This is a genomic window from Kribbella sp. NPDC003557, assembly GCF_040610805.1.
In the GTDB taxonomy this organism is placed as follows: Bacteria; Actinomycetota; Actinomycetes; order Propionibacteriales; family Kribbellaceae; genus Kribbella.
In genome coordinates, this window is sequence record NZ_JBEXMY010000004.1 from 881,817 (window position 1) to 899,669 (window position 17,853).

18 protein-coding genes are annotated in these 17,853 nt (G+C 69.7%); 9 read left to right on the top strand and 9 right to left on the bottom strand.

Annotated elements, in window-relative coordinates; genetic code table 11:
* Positions 1-204: 204 nt before the first annotated feature.
* Both ABZW60_RS20550 and ABZW60_RS20555 read left to right on the top strand, forming a co-directional pair.
* Entirely contained in the window at positions 205-870 is a 666-nt protein-coding gene (locus ABZW60_RS20550) for a fasciclin domain-containing protein (RefSeq protein ID WP_355479009.1), read from the top strand.
* Positions 871-1,193: 323 nt separating this feature from the next.
* The gene (locus ABZW60_RS20555; RefSeq protein ID WP_355479011.1) at positions 1,194-2,036 is read left to right on the top strand and encodes a serine hydrolase; all 843 of its coding nucleotides are present in this window, start codon (positions 1,194-1,196) and stop codon (positions 2,034-2,036) included.
* 69 nt (positions 2,037-2,105) lie between these two features.
* Here ABZW60_RS20555 and ABZW60_RS20560 read toward each other — a convergent pair whose 3' ends face one another.
* Positions 2,106-2,957: a GNAT family N-acetyltransferase gene (locus ABZW60_RS20560; protein WP_355479013.1), complete on the bottom strand. Its 852-nt coding sequence runs from the start codon at positions 2,955-2,957 to the stop codon at positions 2,106-2,108.
* 332 nt (positions 2,958-3,289) lie between these two features.
* Positions 3,290-3,778 carry a hypothetical protein gene (locus ABZW60_RS20565; RefSeq protein ID WP_355479015.1) on the bottom strand — a complete coding sequence of 163 codons (489 nt, stop codon included), beginning with the start codon at positions 3,776-3,778 and terminating at the stop codon, positions 3,290-3,292.
* 333 nt (positions 3,779-4,111) lie between these two features.
* Here ABZW60_RS20565 and ABZW60_RS20570 point away from each other — a divergent pair, with 333 nt between their 5' ends.
* From ABZW60_RS20570 to ABZW60_RS20590, 5 genes are all read left to right on the top strand, one after another.
* Complete coding sequence (locus tag ABZW60_RS20570; protein ID WP_355479016.1) at positions 4,112-4,558, top strand: Hsp20/alpha crystallin family protein; 447 nt, start codon at positions 4,112-4,114, stop codon at positions 4,556-4,558.
* A gap of 67 nt (positions 4,559-4,625) precedes the next feature.
* Entirely contained in the window at positions 4,626-4,913 is a 288-nt protein-coding gene (locus ABZW60_RS20575; protein ID WP_355479018.1) for a hypothetical protein, read from the top strand.
* A gap of 245 nt (positions 4,914-5,158) precedes the next feature.
* A complete protein-coding gene (locus ABZW60_RS20580; protein WP_355479019.1) occupies positions 5,159-5,635 on the top strand; it encodes an Hsp20/alpha crystallin family protein in 477 nt (158 codons plus the stop codon).
* On the top strand, positions 5,632-6,036 hold the full coding sequence (locus tag ABZW60_RS20585) for a J domain-containing protein (RefSeq protein WP_355479021.1): 405 nt from the start codon (positions 5,632-5,634) through the stop codon (positions 6,034-6,036). Before ABZW60_RS20580 ends, ABZW60_RS20585 begins: the two co-directional genes overlap by 4 nt.
* Entirely contained in the window at positions 6,023-6,442 is a 420-nt protein-coding gene (locus tag ABZW60_RS20590) for a hypothetical protein (protein WP_355479023.1), read from the top strand. Before ABZW60_RS20585 ends, ABZW60_RS20590 begins: the two co-directional genes overlap by 14 nt.
* Positions 6,443-6,951: 509 nt before the next feature.
* On the opposite strand, the gene ABZW60_RS20595 is transcribed toward ABZW60_RS20590, so the two are convergent.
* From ABZW60_RS20595 to ABZW60_RS20605, 3 genes are all read right to left on the bottom strand, one after another.
* Entirely contained in the window at positions 6,952-7,791 is an 840-nt protein-coding gene (locus ABZW60_RS20595; protein WP_355479025.1) for a GNAT family N-acetyltransferase, read from the bottom strand.
* The gene (locus ABZW60_RS20600) at positions 7,788-8,258 is read right to left on the bottom strand and encodes a GNAT family N-acetyltransferase (RefSeq protein WP_355479027.1); all 471 of its coding nucleotides are present in this window, start codon (positions 8,256-8,258) and stop codon (positions 7,788-7,790) included. Before ABZW60_RS20600 ends, ABZW60_RS20595 begins: the two co-directional genes overlap by 4 nt.
* A gap of 102 nt (positions 8,259-8,360) precedes the next feature.
* Entirely contained in the window at positions 8,361-9,593 is a 1,233-nt protein-coding gene (locus tag ABZW60_RS20605; RefSeq protein WP_355479029.1) for a cytochrome P450, read from the bottom strand.
* Positions 9,594-9,739: 146 nt separating this feature from the next.
* On the opposite strand from ABZW60_RS20605, the gene ABZW60_RS20610 reads away from it, so the two are divergent.
* Entirely contained in the window at positions 9,740-10,222 is a 483-nt protein-coding gene (locus tag ABZW60_RS20610) for a peroxiredoxin family protein (protein WP_355479031.1), read from the top strand.
* A 45-nt stretch (positions 10,223-10,267) separates the two neighbouring features.
* Here ABZW60_RS20610 and ABZW60_RS20615 read toward each other — a convergent pair whose 3' ends face one another.
* The 4 genes from ABZW60_RS20615 to ABZW60_RS20630 all read right to left on the bottom strand — a co-directional run bounded on the left by ABZW60_RS20615 (position 10,268) and on the right by ABZW60_RS20630 (position 15,133).
* Positions 10,268-10,579: a hypothetical protein gene (locus tag ABZW60_RS20615; protein ID WP_355479033.1), complete on the bottom strand. Its 312-nt coding sequence runs from the start codon at positions 10,577-10,579 to the stop codon at positions 10,268-10,270.
* On the bottom strand, positions 10,579-10,866 hold the full coding sequence (locus ABZW60_RS20620; protein WP_355479035.1) for a hypothetical protein: 288 nt from the start codon (positions 10,864-10,866) through the stop codon (positions 10,579-10,581). Before ABZW60_RS20620 ends, ABZW60_RS20615 begins: the two co-directional genes overlap by 1 nt.
* A gap of 14 nt (positions 10,867-10,880) precedes the next feature.
* On the bottom strand, positions 10,881-12,326 hold the full coding sequence (locus tag ABZW60_RS20625; protein WP_355479036.1) for an NAD(P)/FAD-dependent oxidoreductase: 1,446 nt from the start codon (positions 12,324-12,326) through the stop codon (positions 10,881-10,883).
* Positions 12,327-12,403: 77 nt separating this feature from the next.
* Entirely contained in the window at positions 12,404-15,133 is a 2,730-nt protein-coding gene (locus ABZW60_RS20630; protein ID WP_355479038.1) for an AAA family ATPase, read from the bottom strand.
* 160 nt (positions 15,134-15,293) lie between these two features.
* Here ABZW60_RS20630 and ABZW60_RS20635 point away from each other — a divergent pair.
* Positions 15,294-17,853 (top strand): ATP-binding protein (locus tag ABZW60_RS20635; protein ID WP_355479040.1); only part of this gene is annotated, 2,560 nt, incomplete at its 3' end.

The window sequence follows — 17,853 nt, forward strand, 5'->3', positions numbered from 1 at the left end:
CGCCGGCAGGCTGGCCATCTCGCCTGAACACCGGCAGGCCCGGGAGCTGTCGACTCGAACTTATGCGTAATCGATACACACAGTACCCATGTCTTCCTGCCACGTAGCGTCGTCTGCCGTGCATCCGTCGAGCGCAGTCAGCGGGAAGTACCGGTAACAGCGGCCGCGAGGGCGCGGCCGTGCTGAGCGTAAAGGATGCCCCAAATGCTCACCATCTCACGACGCCTGATTCGTACTCTGGCCACAGGCTTCGTCGCGTCCGCCGTCGTGGTCACGAGCGCAGTCGCGACCACGACCCAGGCATCCGCCCATCGCCAGGCGGGGAATCGCAGTCTGGCCACAGTGCTGGCCGCGGACGGTGACACCTTCGACAGCAACTGGAACGAATACGACGTGCTGACCAACGCTGTCGGCGCGGTACTGGCCGCGAAGCCGAACAGTGCGGTCAAGGTGCTCGCCGACGGAAATGTCGCGCTGACGGCGTTCCTGCCGAGCGACAGGGCCTTCCGCATCCTCGCTCACGACCTGACCGGCACGTGGTACCGCTCGGAGAGCGCGTTGTTCTCACGTCTGGCCGGCCTGCTCGGTGTCGACACCATCGAGGCCGTACTCCTCTACCACGTGATCCCCAGCGCGACGATCGACAGCCGTATGGCACTGAAGTCCGACGGCGCCACCCTGAAGACGGCTCTACCCGGTGGCGCCGTCAAGGTCGACGTGATCAGCAAACGCTTCCGCATCGTTCGGCTGATTGATGCCGACCCCAACGACCGCAACCCGCGACTGAACCGTTGCGCGCTGGACATCAACAAGGGCAACAAGCAGATCGCCCACGGCATCACCCTCGTCCTCCGGCCGCTCGACATCTGAGCGCACCGACTCCCGCAGTGGTGGAACGCTCCGGCCCGGTCCGCGTCCACCACTGCGGTTCCAGATCACAACGGCTCGAGCGCAGCGCTGGCCTCTGTTTGCGCCTCCTAGTAGGCAGTGACGCAGCGAGCGGCTAGCTCGCCCAAGAGTTGCCGTACTGAGGGAGCAACAGGCACCGACACGAGCTCTGCTGCTCGGCGAGCCTCGTCTGTCTCTCGCCTACCGGGCCGGCAGCCGCCACCAGCCGCGGATCGAGACCGGCGTCCGGGTCCTGGTGATCGGCCCGGTTCAGGCGTTCGAAAGCTGGTCGTTCAGTGCCGGCTGTGCCTGTTGACCTGGGCGAGTATGAGAAAGTGCGCGCCATGGAGATCGCGGAACGGATTCGCAGCTTCGGACCCGACGATGTCGGCGTGTGGATCGGGCGGCTCGACGGAGCGGCGGTGTTCGAGCACCGGGCGGCGGAGCTGCATTATGCGGCCAGCACAATGAAGTTGCCGCTGGCAATGGCGGTGATGCGCCAGGTGGAGGCGGGCGACCTGTCCCTCGACCAGCTGCTGGAGGTCCACGACGACTTCGAGTCGCAGGTCGGCGGAAGGTTCCGGGTGGACCGCGAGGACGACGACGCACCGGCCACCTGGACACAGCTGGGATCCGAGGTCTCACTCGCCTGGCTCGTCAGCGAGATGATCACGGTGTCCAGCAATCTGGCGACGAATCTCGTGCTGGAGGTGGTCGGCGTCGACCGCGCGCACGCGGCTCTCGGGCAGTTCGGCGACCGAGCGGGCGCGATCCGGCGTGGGATCGACGACGCCGCCGCACGAGCCGCCGGAATCACCAACGACATCAGCCCGGCCGGGTTGGCCGCCGCCTTGAGAGCGGTAGGCAACCAAGCCGGCGCATCGGGCTCGTACCTGCGCGACCTGCTCTCCGCCAACCAGTGGAACGACGAGATCCCCGCCCGGCTCCCCGCCGGAACCCGGGTCGAGCACAAGAACGGCTGGGCCGGACGCAGCTTGCACGACGGCGGCATCGTCTACCCTCCGGACGCCGAGCCTTATTGCATCGTTGTCTGCACCACCTCCGACGCCTCCGAGCAAGAAGCACAGCGCCTCATCGCAGACATCTCCTGGCACGCGTGGAACCACCGTCACGACCTGGCCTTGTGAGGTCGACCGGACCGTGGCGCTCCGACAAGGGCCGTGCTGTTGCCCCGTGCGCCTCATCTCTTCTCGGAGCTACTTCGGCGATCTCCCTCCCCGGTCGGAGGTGCCTCCACACGGGACGGCTTGGTGCCAGATCTGCGGTGTGCGATCTGTCAGGGCCTCGAAGCCCAGCCGCAGCATGTTGGCCAGCGACGGGTTGTGCCTGCCTGGCTCCGGCTTGTAGGAGCCCGTGGTCACCAGGTCGCAGCCTTGCGCGAAGGCGTCGGCGATCCGGCGGGTGAGCAGCGCCGACTGCGCGCCTCTCCCCCGGAATGCCGGGTGGGTCGCGCCGCTGCGCAGCCGGCCAACGCCGTCCACGACATGCAGGGAACCGGTGGCAACCATCGTGTCGCCGTGCCAGGCGGCGTACGCCGTGACGCCGGGCCAGTCTGGGTACGCCGCGAGCATGGCGCGGAAACCGTCGTCGCGCATCTCGTACGCGTCCACTTGCAGCTGTGCCCAGACATCGGCGTATTGCGGCCCGACCGGCTCGATGCGGAAGTCGGACGGTGCCTGCTCGATGGGCCCGGCTGCGCGCGCGACCTGGACCGTGGTCTGTCCGGCGGTGATTCCGTACGACGTGGCGATGGCGTCCCAATCCGGCGGAAGCGCACTCGGGGCGATGCTGAGGCCGGCCGTCGTACAACCGGCCGCCTTCAGATAATCCAGGACCTCGCCGATCACCGCCGAGGTCACCGGCCCGTCCAGGCCTAACCCGGACGCCTGGGACCAGAACGACAAGGTGTCCCGTGGCGCCGCCAGAGCCACGACCGAGCCGAACCGGCGGCGCGTCAGCCCCAGCAGAGACGGGCCGGGTCCGGGGATGTCACCGAAACTCCAGACCAACTCCGTCTCGGCCCGTTCGATCCGCTCGATCAGCTCCATCCCGCCATCATGCCGGGACCGACACGGCCGAAGGGCGGTCGGGGGCATCGATCGTTTCTCACCACCCGCGCCGGCGTGGTCTTCCGGCCGACACGCGCGTGCCGACTCTCGAGAAACCCGTTGAGCGGCCCACGTCCTCGGTCTGACTCGCCGCGCAGCTGATCGCATACGACCACACATGCCTGCCAGCCAACGGCGAGGGCCGGTTCCATCAGTCGTGCGGGTTGTCGCCGAGTGCTGGCGACCTGCTTCAGCTGGAGCCTTCCTCCCGGGCGCGACGGATCATGTGCCACCGCACCCCGGTCAGCAGCTCCACCGCCCGCCGACTCCCGTCATTCAGCTGGGGTGGCTCGTAGCCGGTTGGTGGTCGTGGTGATGTCGGCGGTCTGTTCGGCCAGTGTGGGGTGGGTGTGCTGGAGTCTGTCTCCGGCGTCGGCCAGGGGTGTCAGCAGGGTTGCGGTGTCGTTGTCGCCGGGGGCGTGGAGGACGCGGTCGACGGCTTGCTGGGTGCTGGGGTCAAGGCCGTCGCGTGCGGTGATCTGGGCGGCCAGTCGGCGCAGTCGGCGCAGTCGGGGCGCGTTGGTGCGTGCCCATTGGTTGGCGGCGCGGTCGCCGGCGCGGCGGTCGCGGGCTGCCTGGACGCGTTCTTCGCCGGTCATGCCGACGGGGTCCGTGGCGTGGGGGTCGAGTCGCAGGTAGCGGCGCTCGGCGGCCTGGCGGCTGGCGACGCCTAGCGCGGGCGCGATCGCGGCCCAGCTGACCCCGCGAGCGCGGGCAGCGCCGATGAGCAGCGGCTCCCATGCGGCGAGCCGGTCCTGCACGGCCCGCAGGCCGGCCAGCGCCTCCAGTACGTCGTCCGACTGGAGGCGGACTCAGCCCGCCCGGGCGACGGGCTGCCTTGCGCGACCTGGTGGACGGTTTCCTCGTCGGCCGCGATCGCGGCCGACGCCGCGGCCTCTGCGGCCTCCGCGGCCTCCGCGGCCTCCGCGGCCTCCGGCCTGTCGCAAGCGTTGCCTGCCACGTCCACCTCCTTCTGCCTCCATGATGTCAGCGATCCGCTGACGCTTCTGCTTGTCATCGTTCCGATGACGTGCTACAACGAAGGTGCGTATTGACACCACTGTTGGATCAGCACTTTCAGGAGGTGTAGGACGATGTTGATGCGCACCGACCCGTTCCGGGAATTGGACCGGTTCGCCCAGCAGTTCTTCGGTAGCCAGGCGCCGGGCACGTGGTCGCGGCCGACCCCGATGCCGATGGACGCCTACCGTGCCGGCGACCAGTACGTCGTGTCGTTCGATCTGCCCGGGATCTCACCGGACGCGATCGACCTGGACGTGGAGCGCAACGTACTCACGGTGAAGGCCGAACGCCGGCCGCTCGAGCTCGGCGACGGCGTCGAGATGCAGGTCGCCGAGCGTCCGCTCGGGGTGTTCTCCCGGCAACTGTTCCTGGGCGACACCCTCGACGCCGACCGCATCGAGGCGAGCTACGAAGCCGGCGTGCTGACGCTCAAGATCCCGATCACCGAGAAGGCCAAGCCGCGCAAGATCGCGATCAGTGCCGCGGACAGCGACGACCGCAAGCAGATCGACGCCTGACCCGGGGCGACCCACGCCACGCACCAGTCCCGGTGACGTGCGACGAGTTGTCGATGAGGTGAGATCGATGACGGCGACCAACCAGCAGCAGATCCTCGCCGAGGCCGAGGTCTTCGTCGACCTCGTCCTGGACGATGACGATCTGATGCGTGCCGAGTTCGACGCGCTGATCGCTGCCTGCTGGGAGTCGCCGTCCGAGCCTCCGCGCCGCAAGCTCTCGCCGCCCGGCGGCGGGTGGGCCAGGCGGCCACCACGCCGGTGGCCGTCATGGCATCGGTACCGACTGACCGGCAGCGTCCCGGCGCGGAGACCCCAGAGCAGGCAGCGCGGTCCCCCGCGCCGGCGGAGGCGATGACCGCCCTGCCCTGACGATCCCCGATGGAGCCGCAACGAGAGATTCAGGGAGGTGGTACCCCAATCGAACCTGCTCTTTGACCCGATCTGGTGGTGCGGCCGCCCGCGCTGACACACCCTCATCGCGCGGCGGCATTCGACCCCGCCGCCTTGTCCTTCCCAGGACGACACCATTGCGGGCCGCCGCACCACCCAGTGGTTCCACCCGAACCACCGAACAACGACCCTGACGAAGAGGTGAGCGATATGACCCTCGGCGCCGTCCGGCAGCCGCCGGCCGTGCGGTGGCTGCCGGCCGACCCGTTCGCTCACCTCGACGACATCCACCACCGCACCCGCCGCGGCCTGCGTCATCTCACCGCCGTGGCATCGACCAGCAACGGACCGCCATCGGCGGTCGATGTCGAGGAAACCACCGACGCGTTCATCATCGAGCTCGACCTGCCCGGCGCCGCCGCGCGCCAGGTGACCGTGCAGTGCAACGGCCGGCATCTCGTCGTGCGGGGCCGGATCCCCGCCCACGTCCACGCCGGGACGCTGCGCCGGCACACCCGGTACACAGGGCCGGTATGTCACACCATCAGACTTCCCGAGCCGGTGCAGGGCAACAACATCACCGCCACCCTGACCAACGGCGTACTCACCATCCACGCCCCCAAGGCCCGCCCGGCCCCCGCCGTCTGCATCGTCGACCCCGACACGCCTGATGGATATCTGCCATGACCGCGCCGCCACTCGACCCGTACGCGATCCTCGGCGTCACCGTCGAGGCCTCCGACGACGACCTCGACCACGCCTTCCGCGGACTCGTCCGCGGGCTGCACCCCGACACCCGCACAGCAGAGCCCAACAACGACGCCGAGGCCGCCGTTGACGCCGACCGGCGCCTGCAGGAGCTCCTCAACGCATACGCCACCCTGCGCGACCCGATCCGCCGCGCCGCCTACGACCGGGCCGTAGTCCACCACGCCACTGCACCCAGTCCGTCCTCGACCGGCGCACCTTCGCCGCGGCCACGGAACTCCGGAGCCGCCGCACCGATCCGGGTCGATCCGGCGATCCGAGTCGGCCCAGTGCGCTGGGAACCGCCGGCATCAGGAGGAAAACACAATGGCCCCCGTTGACGACATCGAGACCTACTGCGACAACGGCATCTGGAAGACCCGCTGGCGCAACAGCCCCGAACCGTTCGCCGCCGGCGGCGGCCGGGACCGGCAAGTCTCCCAGGGTGCAACTGTCGCGCAGTGGTACGGCGTCGACCACATCGTCACCAACCCAGACGGCAGCGTGGCCGAACACAACTCCTACCGCTATCGCCGCGAAGCCCACGCCCCCGGGCCTCTGGACGTCGCCCCAGCGGCATCGGGCAGCTCCACGCTCACCAGCGCCCGGATGCGCGGCGCGCAGTTCGGAGCGCCCTACGAAGGACATCAGGGGCGATACACCAAACTGTTCAGCCAACAAGCCGAGCGGCCATCCTCCGACGCTCCAACAAGGCGCGGATCTCGTCGCGGCAGCGCAAGGAATTGACCGCTCGGTTCCCCAGATACCTTGCGGCCGGCGAAAGTGGTGCGCTCGACTCCCCGGCCGTCGGCGAGGGCTGCCCGACGGTGCCGTACTCGACGGCTTGATCTGAGTCGCAGGCTACGTGTTGCATGACGACGAGCTGGGCGCGTTCCAGCCGTGGCCGTGGTGAGTTTCGCTGTCGCCACAGTGCGCAGATGGCGTTGACGATCCGCGACGCGAGCCGCCCGGCTGCCTCACCCGTACGTCGTTCCGGCCGTTCTTGGCGCGCTGCGTCAAAGAGGTCCAGCGTCACAACCCCGGCGCCCCGAACACCGAACTGTTCCACAGACTCGTCGGCCCGGGAGTCGGACTCGTCGACCGCCTCGGCGACAGGCTGACCGGTCGGTCCACTCAGCCGCCCGCCGACCGACTGGCCACGTCAGACACATGCCTGGTGATCCATGCTGTTCGGGCTGCAGGCGTCGAAGCACGCAGGTGCCGCCGGCCAGTCGCGGGTGACAAGCCGTCGCGGCTCAGGGGTGTTTGACGAGAACCGCTCGGGTGTAGAGGAGGTCGAAGCCGCTGCGTTGGGCGTTTTGCTGGGACTTGGACGCCGGTTGCGTGGTGATGACGCCGACGTCGCAGCCCGCAGCAGCGGCGTCGGCGAGGCGGGTCGTCAAGAACGCTGTCTGGATACCGCGTCGTCGGTGAGCCGGAAGTGTGGCGGCGCCGGCGAACTGAGCGATGCCCGCCACAGTACGCAGGCCGGCCCCGCCCGCGATCTCACCGTCCCGCAACGCGACGTACCGAGTGATATCCGCCGCGGCCGCGTCTCGTTCCGCCTCGATGTAGGTCTCGCGCGGAAACTCCTCCCGCCACGGAACGCCCTGCGTATCCGGTGCGGCGACCGCGTCAGCCATCACGTCCAGCCACTGTTCGAGCTCGTCGTCACCACTCACCCGGATCGTGATCCCGTCCGGCACGACCACGTCGTACCGCTGCCCGATCGCGAGGCCGAGCACATTCTCGAACGATTCCAGCTGGTACCCGCGACGGCTGAGAAGGATGCCGATCTCCGGGTCGCCGAGATGCGCGAGTTCGACCTGCACCGGCGCGCCGACCCGAGCGTACGCCCGCTCGATCTCGTCCAGCTCCCGCTCAGCAGGGACACCGCCGAAACCGAGCCCGACGACCTTGTTGTACGGCGAGTCGTCATCCGCGAAGCTCGCGAGGCCGCCGCCCACCGGGATCACGAACCCCCGACCGTCGCCAAGCCGACGATGAGCGGCGCGAGCGCTGGCCTCGATCAACCCGGCCTCCACCCGCTCGATCCGCTCCGCGAGGTCGAGGTCGCAGAAAAGCCGTTCACTCATGACGCATCCACCACGAGTTCCCGATCAAGCCAGATCCGGTCTCGCAACGGGACGCCGTCGATGACGATCCCGTCCGGGTACCCGGACGCGGCAGTGAAGGCATCCCGCTCAACCCGAAGCATCCGGAACCCCAACCGCTGATAGAACCGCAGATTCCCCACATCCGCCGTGGCGGTGGCAACCACCATCCGAGAAACCCCACCCCGCCGGCAGTGCTCCACAGCAGCCTCCACCAACGCCCGGCCAACACCGGTCCCCCGCCGCTCCGCCAGCACCGCCATACTCTTCAACTCAACCGCCCCGTCAGCATCCACGACCTGCAGATGCCCGACCACCAACCCGTTGTCCTCAGCAACAAAAACCTCCCCCGACGTCAGGTAGCGATCGACCTCCGCCGCGGAGTCATCCGCATCCCGGAACAGTCCCCGCAACACCTCACGATCCCCGCCCCACAAACCAATCACCATCCCTCCACCCTCGCACGCCCGAACCACTGCCGCACCCCCGTACGCGAGCGGTGAGCCATCCGTAATCCCCGTCCTCGAGGGCGCCTCGCCACGACCGCAGCTCTACTCAGCGGGGTCCAGTAGTACCGGGAGTGTCTGGTGGCCGTTGCCCATGATGCTGGGGAGTGGGAGCAGGTCGGATTCGGGGACCGCCAGGCGCATGCGAGGGAAGCGATCGAAGAGCCTGGACAGCGCGATGGTCGCCTCGGCTCTGGCGAGTGGGGCGCCGAGGCAGAAATGAGCGCCGTACCCGAAGGCGACATGCCGCTTGTCCGGGCGGGTGACGTCGAACTCCCCCGCGGTCTCGCCGTGCGTCCGTGGGCTGTTGCTCGCGGCACCGAACGACGCCAGGATCGCCTCGCCCCGGCGGATCGTCGTACCGTTCGGCAGCGGGATGTCGGTCACCGCGTAGCGCATCGGGATGTGGCTGACCGGGGCGGCGTACCGCAGTGTCTCCTCGACGACTTCGGACCACTCGACCGTGCCCGCCCGCACGAGCTCGAGCTGCTCCGGGTTGACCAGCAAGGCGCAGATCGCCGAGTCGAGCAGGTTGACCGTCGTCTCGTAGCCGGCCGCGACCACCAGGAGCAAGGTGTCGATCAGCTCCTCCTCGTCCAGCGCCGACCCGTCACCCTCGTCGTCACGAGCAGCGATCAGGGCGCTGGTGAGATCGTCCCCGGGCGTCGACCGCTTGAGGGCGACCAGCTCATGCAGCATCGTGTAGACCCGCTGCGTGCTGGCCACGGCATCGTCGGAACTGGACGTCGTGTTCCAGATGCTGTCGATGGTGGTCCGGAATCCGAGCCGCATCGCTTCCGGGATTCCCAGCAGGTCGCTGATCACCCGCACCGGCAGCTGAGCGGCGAACGACTCCCGCAGATCGACGACTTCCTCCGGTCGCCTGGCGATCTCGTCGAGCAGCAGCTCGGTGTTGCTCCGCACCGACGGCAGCAGCTGGTCGGTCCTCCGTGCCGAGAACGCGGGACTGACCAAACGGCGCAGTCGACGATGATCGGCGCCGTACGCCGTGAACATGTTGTTGACCGCCACCTGCAGGTACAGCGGCCACTTCCCCACGATCTCGCCGTCGATGAACCGCGGCCAATGCTGCCGTGGATCCTTCGACACCCGTGCATCGGTCAGCAGGCTCATCAGCAGCGGCTGGTCGGCGATTGCCCACGCCCGTTCGCCCAGGATGTCGACGAGTACTGGCCCGTCCGCTGCGTGCAGGACGCGTTCCTCCTCCGGCCGACGCCGTCCGGTCGGGTCCAGCACAAGAATGTCGTCGCGCTCCACGGATCGATTCCTCCAGAGGTGTGAGTGTGAGTTCAGATATGCCCGGTGCCGGACCGGGGACCAGGCCAGGGCTCTGCCGGAAGCGCCGGGGGGCCGGGGTTCGAAGACTGAGGGGAAACAACGCCCACTCGACAGGAGACCTGCTGATGCCCCTGCTTCATCCCGGCGACCGGTTCCCGGACCTGACCTTTGCCGTGCCCGGTGGTGAGAAGGTCACCGTTCCTGTGTTGTTCGACGGCGGATTCGGCGTGATGCTGTTCTACCGGGGCTCCTGGTGCCCGTACTGCAACACGCAACTGCGAGCCTTCCAGCGAGCGGCGAGCACCCTCGACGAGCTAGGGGTCCGGGTAGCGGCGCTCTCGGTCGACGACGAGGCAACCACGGCCGAGTCGGTTGCCCGGCACAAGCTCACCTTCCCGGTCGGCTTCGGCGCCGACGCGGCGTCGGTGGCCGACCTCACCGGGGCGTTCGTGAACCCCGACCCCGTCTACCTGCAGTCCACCGGGTTCGTCCTCGACCCGGACGGCCGGGTCGTTGTCAGCGTCTACTCCAGCGGCGCGATCGGCCGGCTCGTCCCGGAGGACGTCGCCGGGCTCATCCGCTACGCGCAGGAGCACCCCGCCGCCTGACGCCGGGAGGCCCCGGCCCATCGGGCCGGGGCCTTCGCCTGCCGGCTATCCCTCGTACCGCCCGTCGAACCGCGATCCCCGCGCCTGGTCGACGAACGTCAACCCGACCGCGACCCCGTCCTCGACGATCCACCGCAGGTCGTACCAGGCCCGATAGGACGGCGGCCAGAACGAGCAGAACCTGCCGTCCTCCACCGACCACGTCCCGTGTGTTGCGCTGCTGGCCTCGGTGTACGTCGTAGCACCCGACGCCTCGAACACCTGTCGCGACCCGTCACCGTACAGTAGCGGGGCGGTGGTGACTGCCCGTGCGATGTCCGCGGGGTCGACGACCTGCCCGTTGCTCAACGGCTCCATCACCGCTCCCCCTTCCGCTGAACGGTGAAGCCCAACTGTCCGAGTACCTTGACCGCGCCCGCCTTGCCGCCCTCGAAGTCGGCGGATGCCAGCCGGTCTCCGGTCGCGAACTCGAACGCCGTCCCCAGGATCGCCTTCGGCGGGTACGTCCGCCCGTCGCGGACCAGCCCGTACGTCGTCGTGGGCGCGAAGCCGTGCGCGGCGAAGAACGGCTCGGCACCCAGCCGGTCGTACTCGTCCATCGCGCGCTCCACCTCCGCCGGCGTCACCTGTCTCCAGTCGATCATGCCCGGCTCCTCCTTCAGCCTCGGTACGTCTCGAGGAGGCGCAACCACACCTCGCTGATGGTCGGGAACGACGGGACCGCGTGCCACAACCGGTCGATCGTGACCTCACCTGCGACCGCCACCGTCGCGGAGTGCAGGAGCTCGGTCACACCCGGGCCGACGAACGTGACACCGAGCAGGGTGCGGGTGTCCTCGTCCACGACCATTCGGGCGTGGCCGCGGTACCCGTCGGCGAACAACTTGGCGCCGACCACGACGTCACCGATCTCGACGTCCACCACGCGGATCCGGAAGCCGTCCGCCTCGGCCCTGGCCGCGGTCCGTCCGACGGATGCCGCCTCGGGGGTGGTGAAGACCACCTGCGGTACGGCGGCAACGTCGGCGCTGGTGACGTGCGGACCCCAACTGCCCGGCTCGAGCGGCCGTCCGGAGGCCTGGTCCACGATCGCCTGGCCGGCGATCCGCGCCTGGTACTTGCCCTGGTGAGTGAGCAGCGCCCGGTGATTCACGTCCCCGAGCGCATACAGCCAACCGTCGTCGACCCCCCGGACCCGGCACGTGTCGTCGACGTCGAGCCAGGTCCCGGACGGCAGCCCGACCGTGTCCAGACCGATGTCGCCGGTCAGCGGGATCCGTCCGATCGCGAACAGCACCTCGTCGGCCTCGACTGTGTCGCCGTCATCAAGCACGACCGTCACCGGCCCGCTCTCGACCGGACGGCGTAGCGACTCGACGATCGATGCCGTCCGGACCGTCACGCCCTCGGCGGTGAGCCCATCGGCCACCAACTCGCCCGCGAACGGCTCCATCTGCGTCAGCAAGCGGTGCTCACGTGCGATCAGGGTGACCTCGGCGCCCAGTCCGTGCCAGGCGGTCGCCATCTCGACGCCGACCGGGCCGCCGCCGACGACCACCAGCCGGTCCGGGACCACGCTGCTGTCGGTCGCATGCCGGTTCGTCCAGGGGCGTGCTTCGGCGATGCCCGGGAGGTCCGGCGCCGCGGCGATGCTGCCCGTACAGATCGCGACCGCCTGTCGTGCCGTCAGCACCACCACCCGGTCGTCGGCTGTGGTCACCGCGACCCGTCGGGGACCGTCGAGGCGTCCGTGGCCGCGAACCAGTGTCGCACCGATGCTGCCGACCCAGTCCGCCTGACCGGTGTCGTCCCAGTCGGTCACGTACCGGTCGCGGCGGCCGAAGACGCCCTTGGCGTCGATCGAACCCGTCACCGCCTCACGCGCGCCGTCGACCTCCATCGCCTCAGCGATCGCGACCACCGGCCGCAACATCGCTTTGCTCGGGATGCAGGCCCAGTACGAGCACTCGCCGCCTACGAGCTCACGCTCGACGACCGCAACCGCCAGGCCACCGGCTCGCGCACGGTCGGCCAGCGACTGGCCGATCGGGCCGGCACCGATCACAACGACGTCGAACTCCTGCGTTTCCTCTGCACTGGTCACGACAGCGACTGTCCGTCACCTTGCCCCGTTGTCGCGTCCGTCAGATCCCCGGTGTGCGATACCGGCAACCCCCGGGCTCAGCCGGCGCCGGGCAGCTGCTGATGCCGCAACTGCCTGCGGGACGTCAGCTGGAGCTTCGCGAACACCTTGCCGAGGTGCCACTCGACCGTTCGCGGGCTGAGGAAGAGCCGAGCGGCGATCTCCGCGTTGGACAGGCCGTCTGCCACCAGCCGGGCGATCTGTGCCTCCTGCGCGGTCAGCAGGTCCGGCGCCTCCGGGCCCGGGTTCGTCGGCACCGAGTCACCCGCCGCCCGCAACTCGCCGGCGGACCGCTCGGCGAACGCCTGCATCCCCATCCGGTCGAACTGCTCGTACGCCGTCCGCAACTCCGCCCGCGCCTCGGTCACGCGGGCCGCCCGACGGAGCCACTCGCCGTACAGGAGGTGACTGCGGGCGAGTTCGCCGTGGATCCGCGTCTGCGAGAGGTGCTCGATCGCGGTCCGGTAGTGCGCTTCCGCCTCGTCGTCGGCAGCCAGCAGCGCCCGGCATCTCGCTTCCACGCCGAGTCCCCAGGCCGTACGCGTGGCCGTCGTCGTCTCGGCGAGCCGCTCGCAGGCGATGGCGGCCTCGGTACGACGCCCCAACCGGACCGCTGCCTCCGTCAGCTCGGCCAGGACGGCCCACGGCTCCACACCCATGACCGGTGGCCGTTGCGCGGCATTCGCCGCCTCGGTGAACGCCTCGTCGTACCGCCCCAGGCCGTTGTTCAGGACCGCGGCCGCCATCCCTGTCAGAATCAGTCCGAAACTCTCGCCGCGACGTTTCGTCTCCAGTTCCGCCTGCGCGATCAACCTCCGGGCGCGTTGCTCCTGGCCTTGCCAGGCGGCCAGCAGCAAGGCGCCGTACGGAGCCATCGGCAGGCCGGTGACCTCGTTCACTGCGTCGAGCTCGGTCTGCAGCGCCGCGGCCTCACGGAGCTCCCCGGTCATGACATGTGCACCCATCCGGACGCTGAGCGCCAGCGGCAACGTCGCCATCGCCCCGAGTTCACGCGCCTTGTCGAGGTGGCGCTGGTTGTCGAGTGTCTGCTCACTCCAGAGATTGCCGGCCACGATGTGCGCGAGCCAGAACCACCGCATCGACTCGCTCGTCAGCTCCAACTCCTGGAAGGCTGCCAAGGCATCGGTCAGCCGCGGCACCGCGGCCACGTAGCCTTCCGTGAAGCGCACCGCCAGGCCGTCCAGGAGCAGGTCGGACGCGCTCGGAGAGCTCGGCCGGACCGCGTTGCGGGCCGCCTCGGCGACCTCGTGGAGGCTGTTCGAGGACGAGTTGTCGTCGGCGAACATCGCCGCGAACAGCGCGTCCAGGTACGTCTCACGAGCCGTCGGTGGGTCGATGGCCTCCAGCTCCCGTGCCGCCCGCAGCAACAGCGGTGGCGCGTCGGCGCCGCGGTTGGCGGTGAACGCGATCTGCGCCCGGAGCAGGTCGACCTCAGCCCGCGTCCGCTCGTCGGGCCGGCCCGCCTCGGCCACCGGCAGCAGCCGCAACGCATCCTCGGCATGCCCGGCCTGGTGGTAGGCCCGGGCGGCGGCGATCGCCCGTCGCGTACGACGCGACGCCCCGCCGCTCAGCTCCGCCGCCCGCGACAGGAATGCGGCGGCGGCGATCAGACCGCCGCGGCTCTGGGCCCGCGCGGCCGACTCCTCGAGTTCGGTGGCGATGTCTTCGTCCGAACCGTTCACCGACTGCGCGCGATGCCAGGCCCGCCGGTCGGGATCGATGTTTGGATCGGTGACCGACGCGAGCGCCGCGTGTGCCTGACGGAGCTCGTCCGGCGCGGCCGAACGGTAGACGGCCGACCGAACCAGCGAGTGCCGGAACCGGAACCGCGTCCCGAGCCGCACCAGACCGGACGCCTCCGCCGGCTCGGCGGCCGACAGTCCGATGCCGAGCGTCTCCGCGGCGCGCCACGTCAGCAGCGGGTCGCCGAGTGGCTCTGCCGCCGCGATCACCAGCAGCCGCCGGGAGTCGGCGGGCAGCTCACCGAGCGCACGAACGTAGGTCTCCTCCACCGAACGCGGCACGAGCTGCGACCCCGGCGCACCGAAGCCACCGGCCAGCTGCGCCAAGCCAAGCGTCCGTGGTGCCTCGATCAACGCCAGCGGGATCCCCCGCGACTCTGCGACGATCTGATCGAGCACCTGCCGGTCCACGGGACCAGGCAGCACCGAGCGCAACAGTTCGCGCGCGTCGTCGCCGCCGAGCCCGTCGAGCGCCAGCTCCGGGATGCCGTCGAAGTCCCTGGCCCCGGCACAGTCCCTCGCTGCGAACACCATCGCGATCCGCTCGGCCACCATCCGCCGGGCGGCGAAGGTGAGCGCCCGGAGCGACGCGGTGTCGAACCACTGCGCGTCGTCGACGATGCAGACCAGCGGCTGCTTGGTCGCCGCCTCTGCCAGCAGGCTCAGCGTGCCCAGACCGATGAGGAACGGGTCAGGAGCCGGGCCGGACCGCAGTCCGAACGCGATCGACAGCGCGTTGCGCTGCGGTTCCGGGAGGACGTCGAACCGCTCCAGCAGTGGCCGGCAGATCTGATGCAAGCCCGCGAAAGCCAGCTCCTGTTCGGCCTCGACGCCTGCTACCGACGCCACCCGGCAGTCCGTGGCTCGCCCGACGAAGTGGTCGAGCAACGCGGTCTTGCCGACACCGGCCTCCCCGCACACGACGAGACTGCGGCTGCGACCGGCGCGGACAGCATCGAGGAGGCCGCTGAGCAGCCGACTCTCGTCCCGGCGATCGTGCAACACGTTGCGGAGTGTACGTCGCCACCCGCCGCGCGATTCCAGGCGACAGTGTCCCGGACCGCCGACCATTCACCTGACCGGTCACCGTCCGGTGAACACCCGGGTACAGACCCGGGTCGATTACGGGGGTCCGCAGGCCCGGAGCCGGGACAGAGTACGGCGGGTGTATCTGTCTGATCCGGCTGAACTCGTCGGCCGATCCGAAGCCATCGCTCAGCTCGAAGACCTCGTCCGGCAGGCACGAGCGGGCCGAGGCACGACGACCGTGGTGCGCGGGGCCGCCGGCATCGGGAAGAGCGCGCTCCTCGGAGTCGCGGTCCGAGCCGCCGACGGGATGCAGGTGCTGCGCTACCGCGGTGTCGAGGCCGAACGACGGATGCCGTACGCGGGGCTGCAACTGGTGCTCGGCGGCACACCCGGCCGGCCGCCCGATCTCGGCGGGCCGTTGCAGCCGGCGTTGGAGACGATCTTCGGCAAGCACGAGGGCCGGGTCGACCCAGCCCTCGCCGGGCTCGCAGCCGCGGCAGTGATCGAAGAAGCGGTCCGGCAACGACCGACGCTGATCGTCCTCGACGACGCGCACTGGCTCGACGACGAGACCTGTCCGAGCCTGGCCTTCGCGTTTCGGCGTCTCACCGGTCAGCCGCTCTGCGTCGTGGTCGCCACCCGGACCGCGAGCTCAGACCCGTTCGCCGACCTCCCGGCGCTGCTCCTGTCCGGACTCACGACCGCCGAGGCGACTGCCGTCTTCGACGCGGCGATCCTGCTGCCGATGGACGACGTCGCCCGGCGCCGGATCGTCGCCGAAGCCGGCGGCAATCCCCGGCTGCTGCTCGCGGCGGCCGCCGCGACAACAGAGGCGACGTTCGCCGGCGGCTTTGGTCATCCAGCGGCGACCCGCGGGGCGTGGCTGGACGAGCTCGGTCCGGACGAGCGGATGCTGCTGATCACCGCTGCCGCCGACACCACCGGCGACCCAGGTCTGCTGTGGCGCACCATCGACGAACTGGGTATCGACCGACGAGCAGTCACCCGCCTCGAGGACAGCGGCCGCCTCAGTGTGGGATCCCTCGTCCTGTTCACGGATCCGGACGCGCGCACAGCGGTGTATCACTCCGCCGACGGTGCCGAACGAAGAGCTGCCCACCGTGCCCTCGCAGCCGCGACGGACTCCCCTACCCACCGCGCCTGGCACCTCGCCCGAGCCGCCATCGGCCCCGACGACGTTCTCGCAGCACAACTCGACCAGCTCTCCTCTCACGCCCACTCCCCAGCCGCAGCAGCTTTCCTCGAGCGGTCGGCGCTACTGACCCAAGACACACGCTTACGAACCGTCCGCGCCCTGCGCGCCGCGGGCGCCCATCTGACAGCGGGCTCCCCCACCAGCACGACCCAGATGCTCATCACCGCCGCACTGGGTCGACAGGACCACCGCACCCGAGCACAACTGGCCTACCAGCAAGCCCGTCTTACCTCCTTCACCCACCCCAGCGTCAACGCGTCGAGCGAGCTCTTACACACAGCTCAGGCCGTCGACATGGCCGGCGCGCCATCCGTTCAGGCCCGTCTGGAGGCACTTCTTGCCATCGCAAAGGCCGGTCGGCTCGGGCCTGGAGCCGAGACGGCTGTGGACAAGCTACCGACGCGCCCGATCGTCAGGGGCCTCGTCGGCGAGCTGCTGCACGGCCTCACGCAGCGGTTCGCTCAAGGCTTCGCCGCCGGATACCCGATCCTTCGCCGAGCTCTTGATCGCGCCTCGCACGCTGAGGACATCCAGTGGCTGTGGCTGGCCGCACACGTCGCGGGTGACCTCTGGGCCGACGACTGCTGGCAGACCCTGTCGGCGGCTGCGCTCGACAGCGCACACCGCACCGGCTCGCTTCTGGTCATGCCGTCCGCACTTACGCAGGCGTGCGTGGTCCTGCTACATCGCGGGGAGTTCGACCAGGCCGCCCGCCTGCTGACGCGGATCGACGCGACGACCTCGGCAATCCAAGCACCACGAAGCTTCACAGCGGCGCTCCTGCACGCCGCGTGGCGCGGCACCGCCGAAGCCGCCGTCGAGTTGATCCGCACTGCCCGCCGTGCGGCACAACAACGTGGCCAAGGCGGCGTACTCGCAACCGCCTCCCTCGCCGAAGCCGTTTTGAACAACGGTCTCGGCCGCTACAGCGACGCCCTCTCCGCAGCACAGGACGCCATACAGCACGACGAGCTGCTGACCTACGGCCGTGCCGCGATCGAGCTGATCGAGGCCGCGTCACGCACGGGTGAGCACGCTGCGGGAAACCGTGCCCTGGCTGCTCTGACGGTACGAACCCAGCTCGTCGGCACCGACTGGGCACTCGGTATCGAGGCCCGCTCGCGAGCCCTGTTGACCGGCGATCCAGAAGCCCTCTATCGCCAGGCCATCGACTACCTGTCCCGCACCAGCATGGCTACGGACCTCGCCCGCACCCGACTGGTGTACGGCGAGTGGCTCCGTCGCCAAGGTCGCCGCGTCGACGCACGGGCCGAGCTCCACCTCGCCCACGAGAGCTTGACGTCCATGGGCGCAACCGCGTTCGCCGAGCGCGCCGACCGCGAGTACCTCGCCGCCGGAGAAAGAGCTCGGCAGGCGGCGGGGGGGGGGGGGGGCGGCGGGCCCGCGGGGGCGGCCGCGGGGGGGGGCGAAACCAAGGGGGCGCGCGGGGGGCGCCAACCCCCCAGGAAGGGAGGAGAGG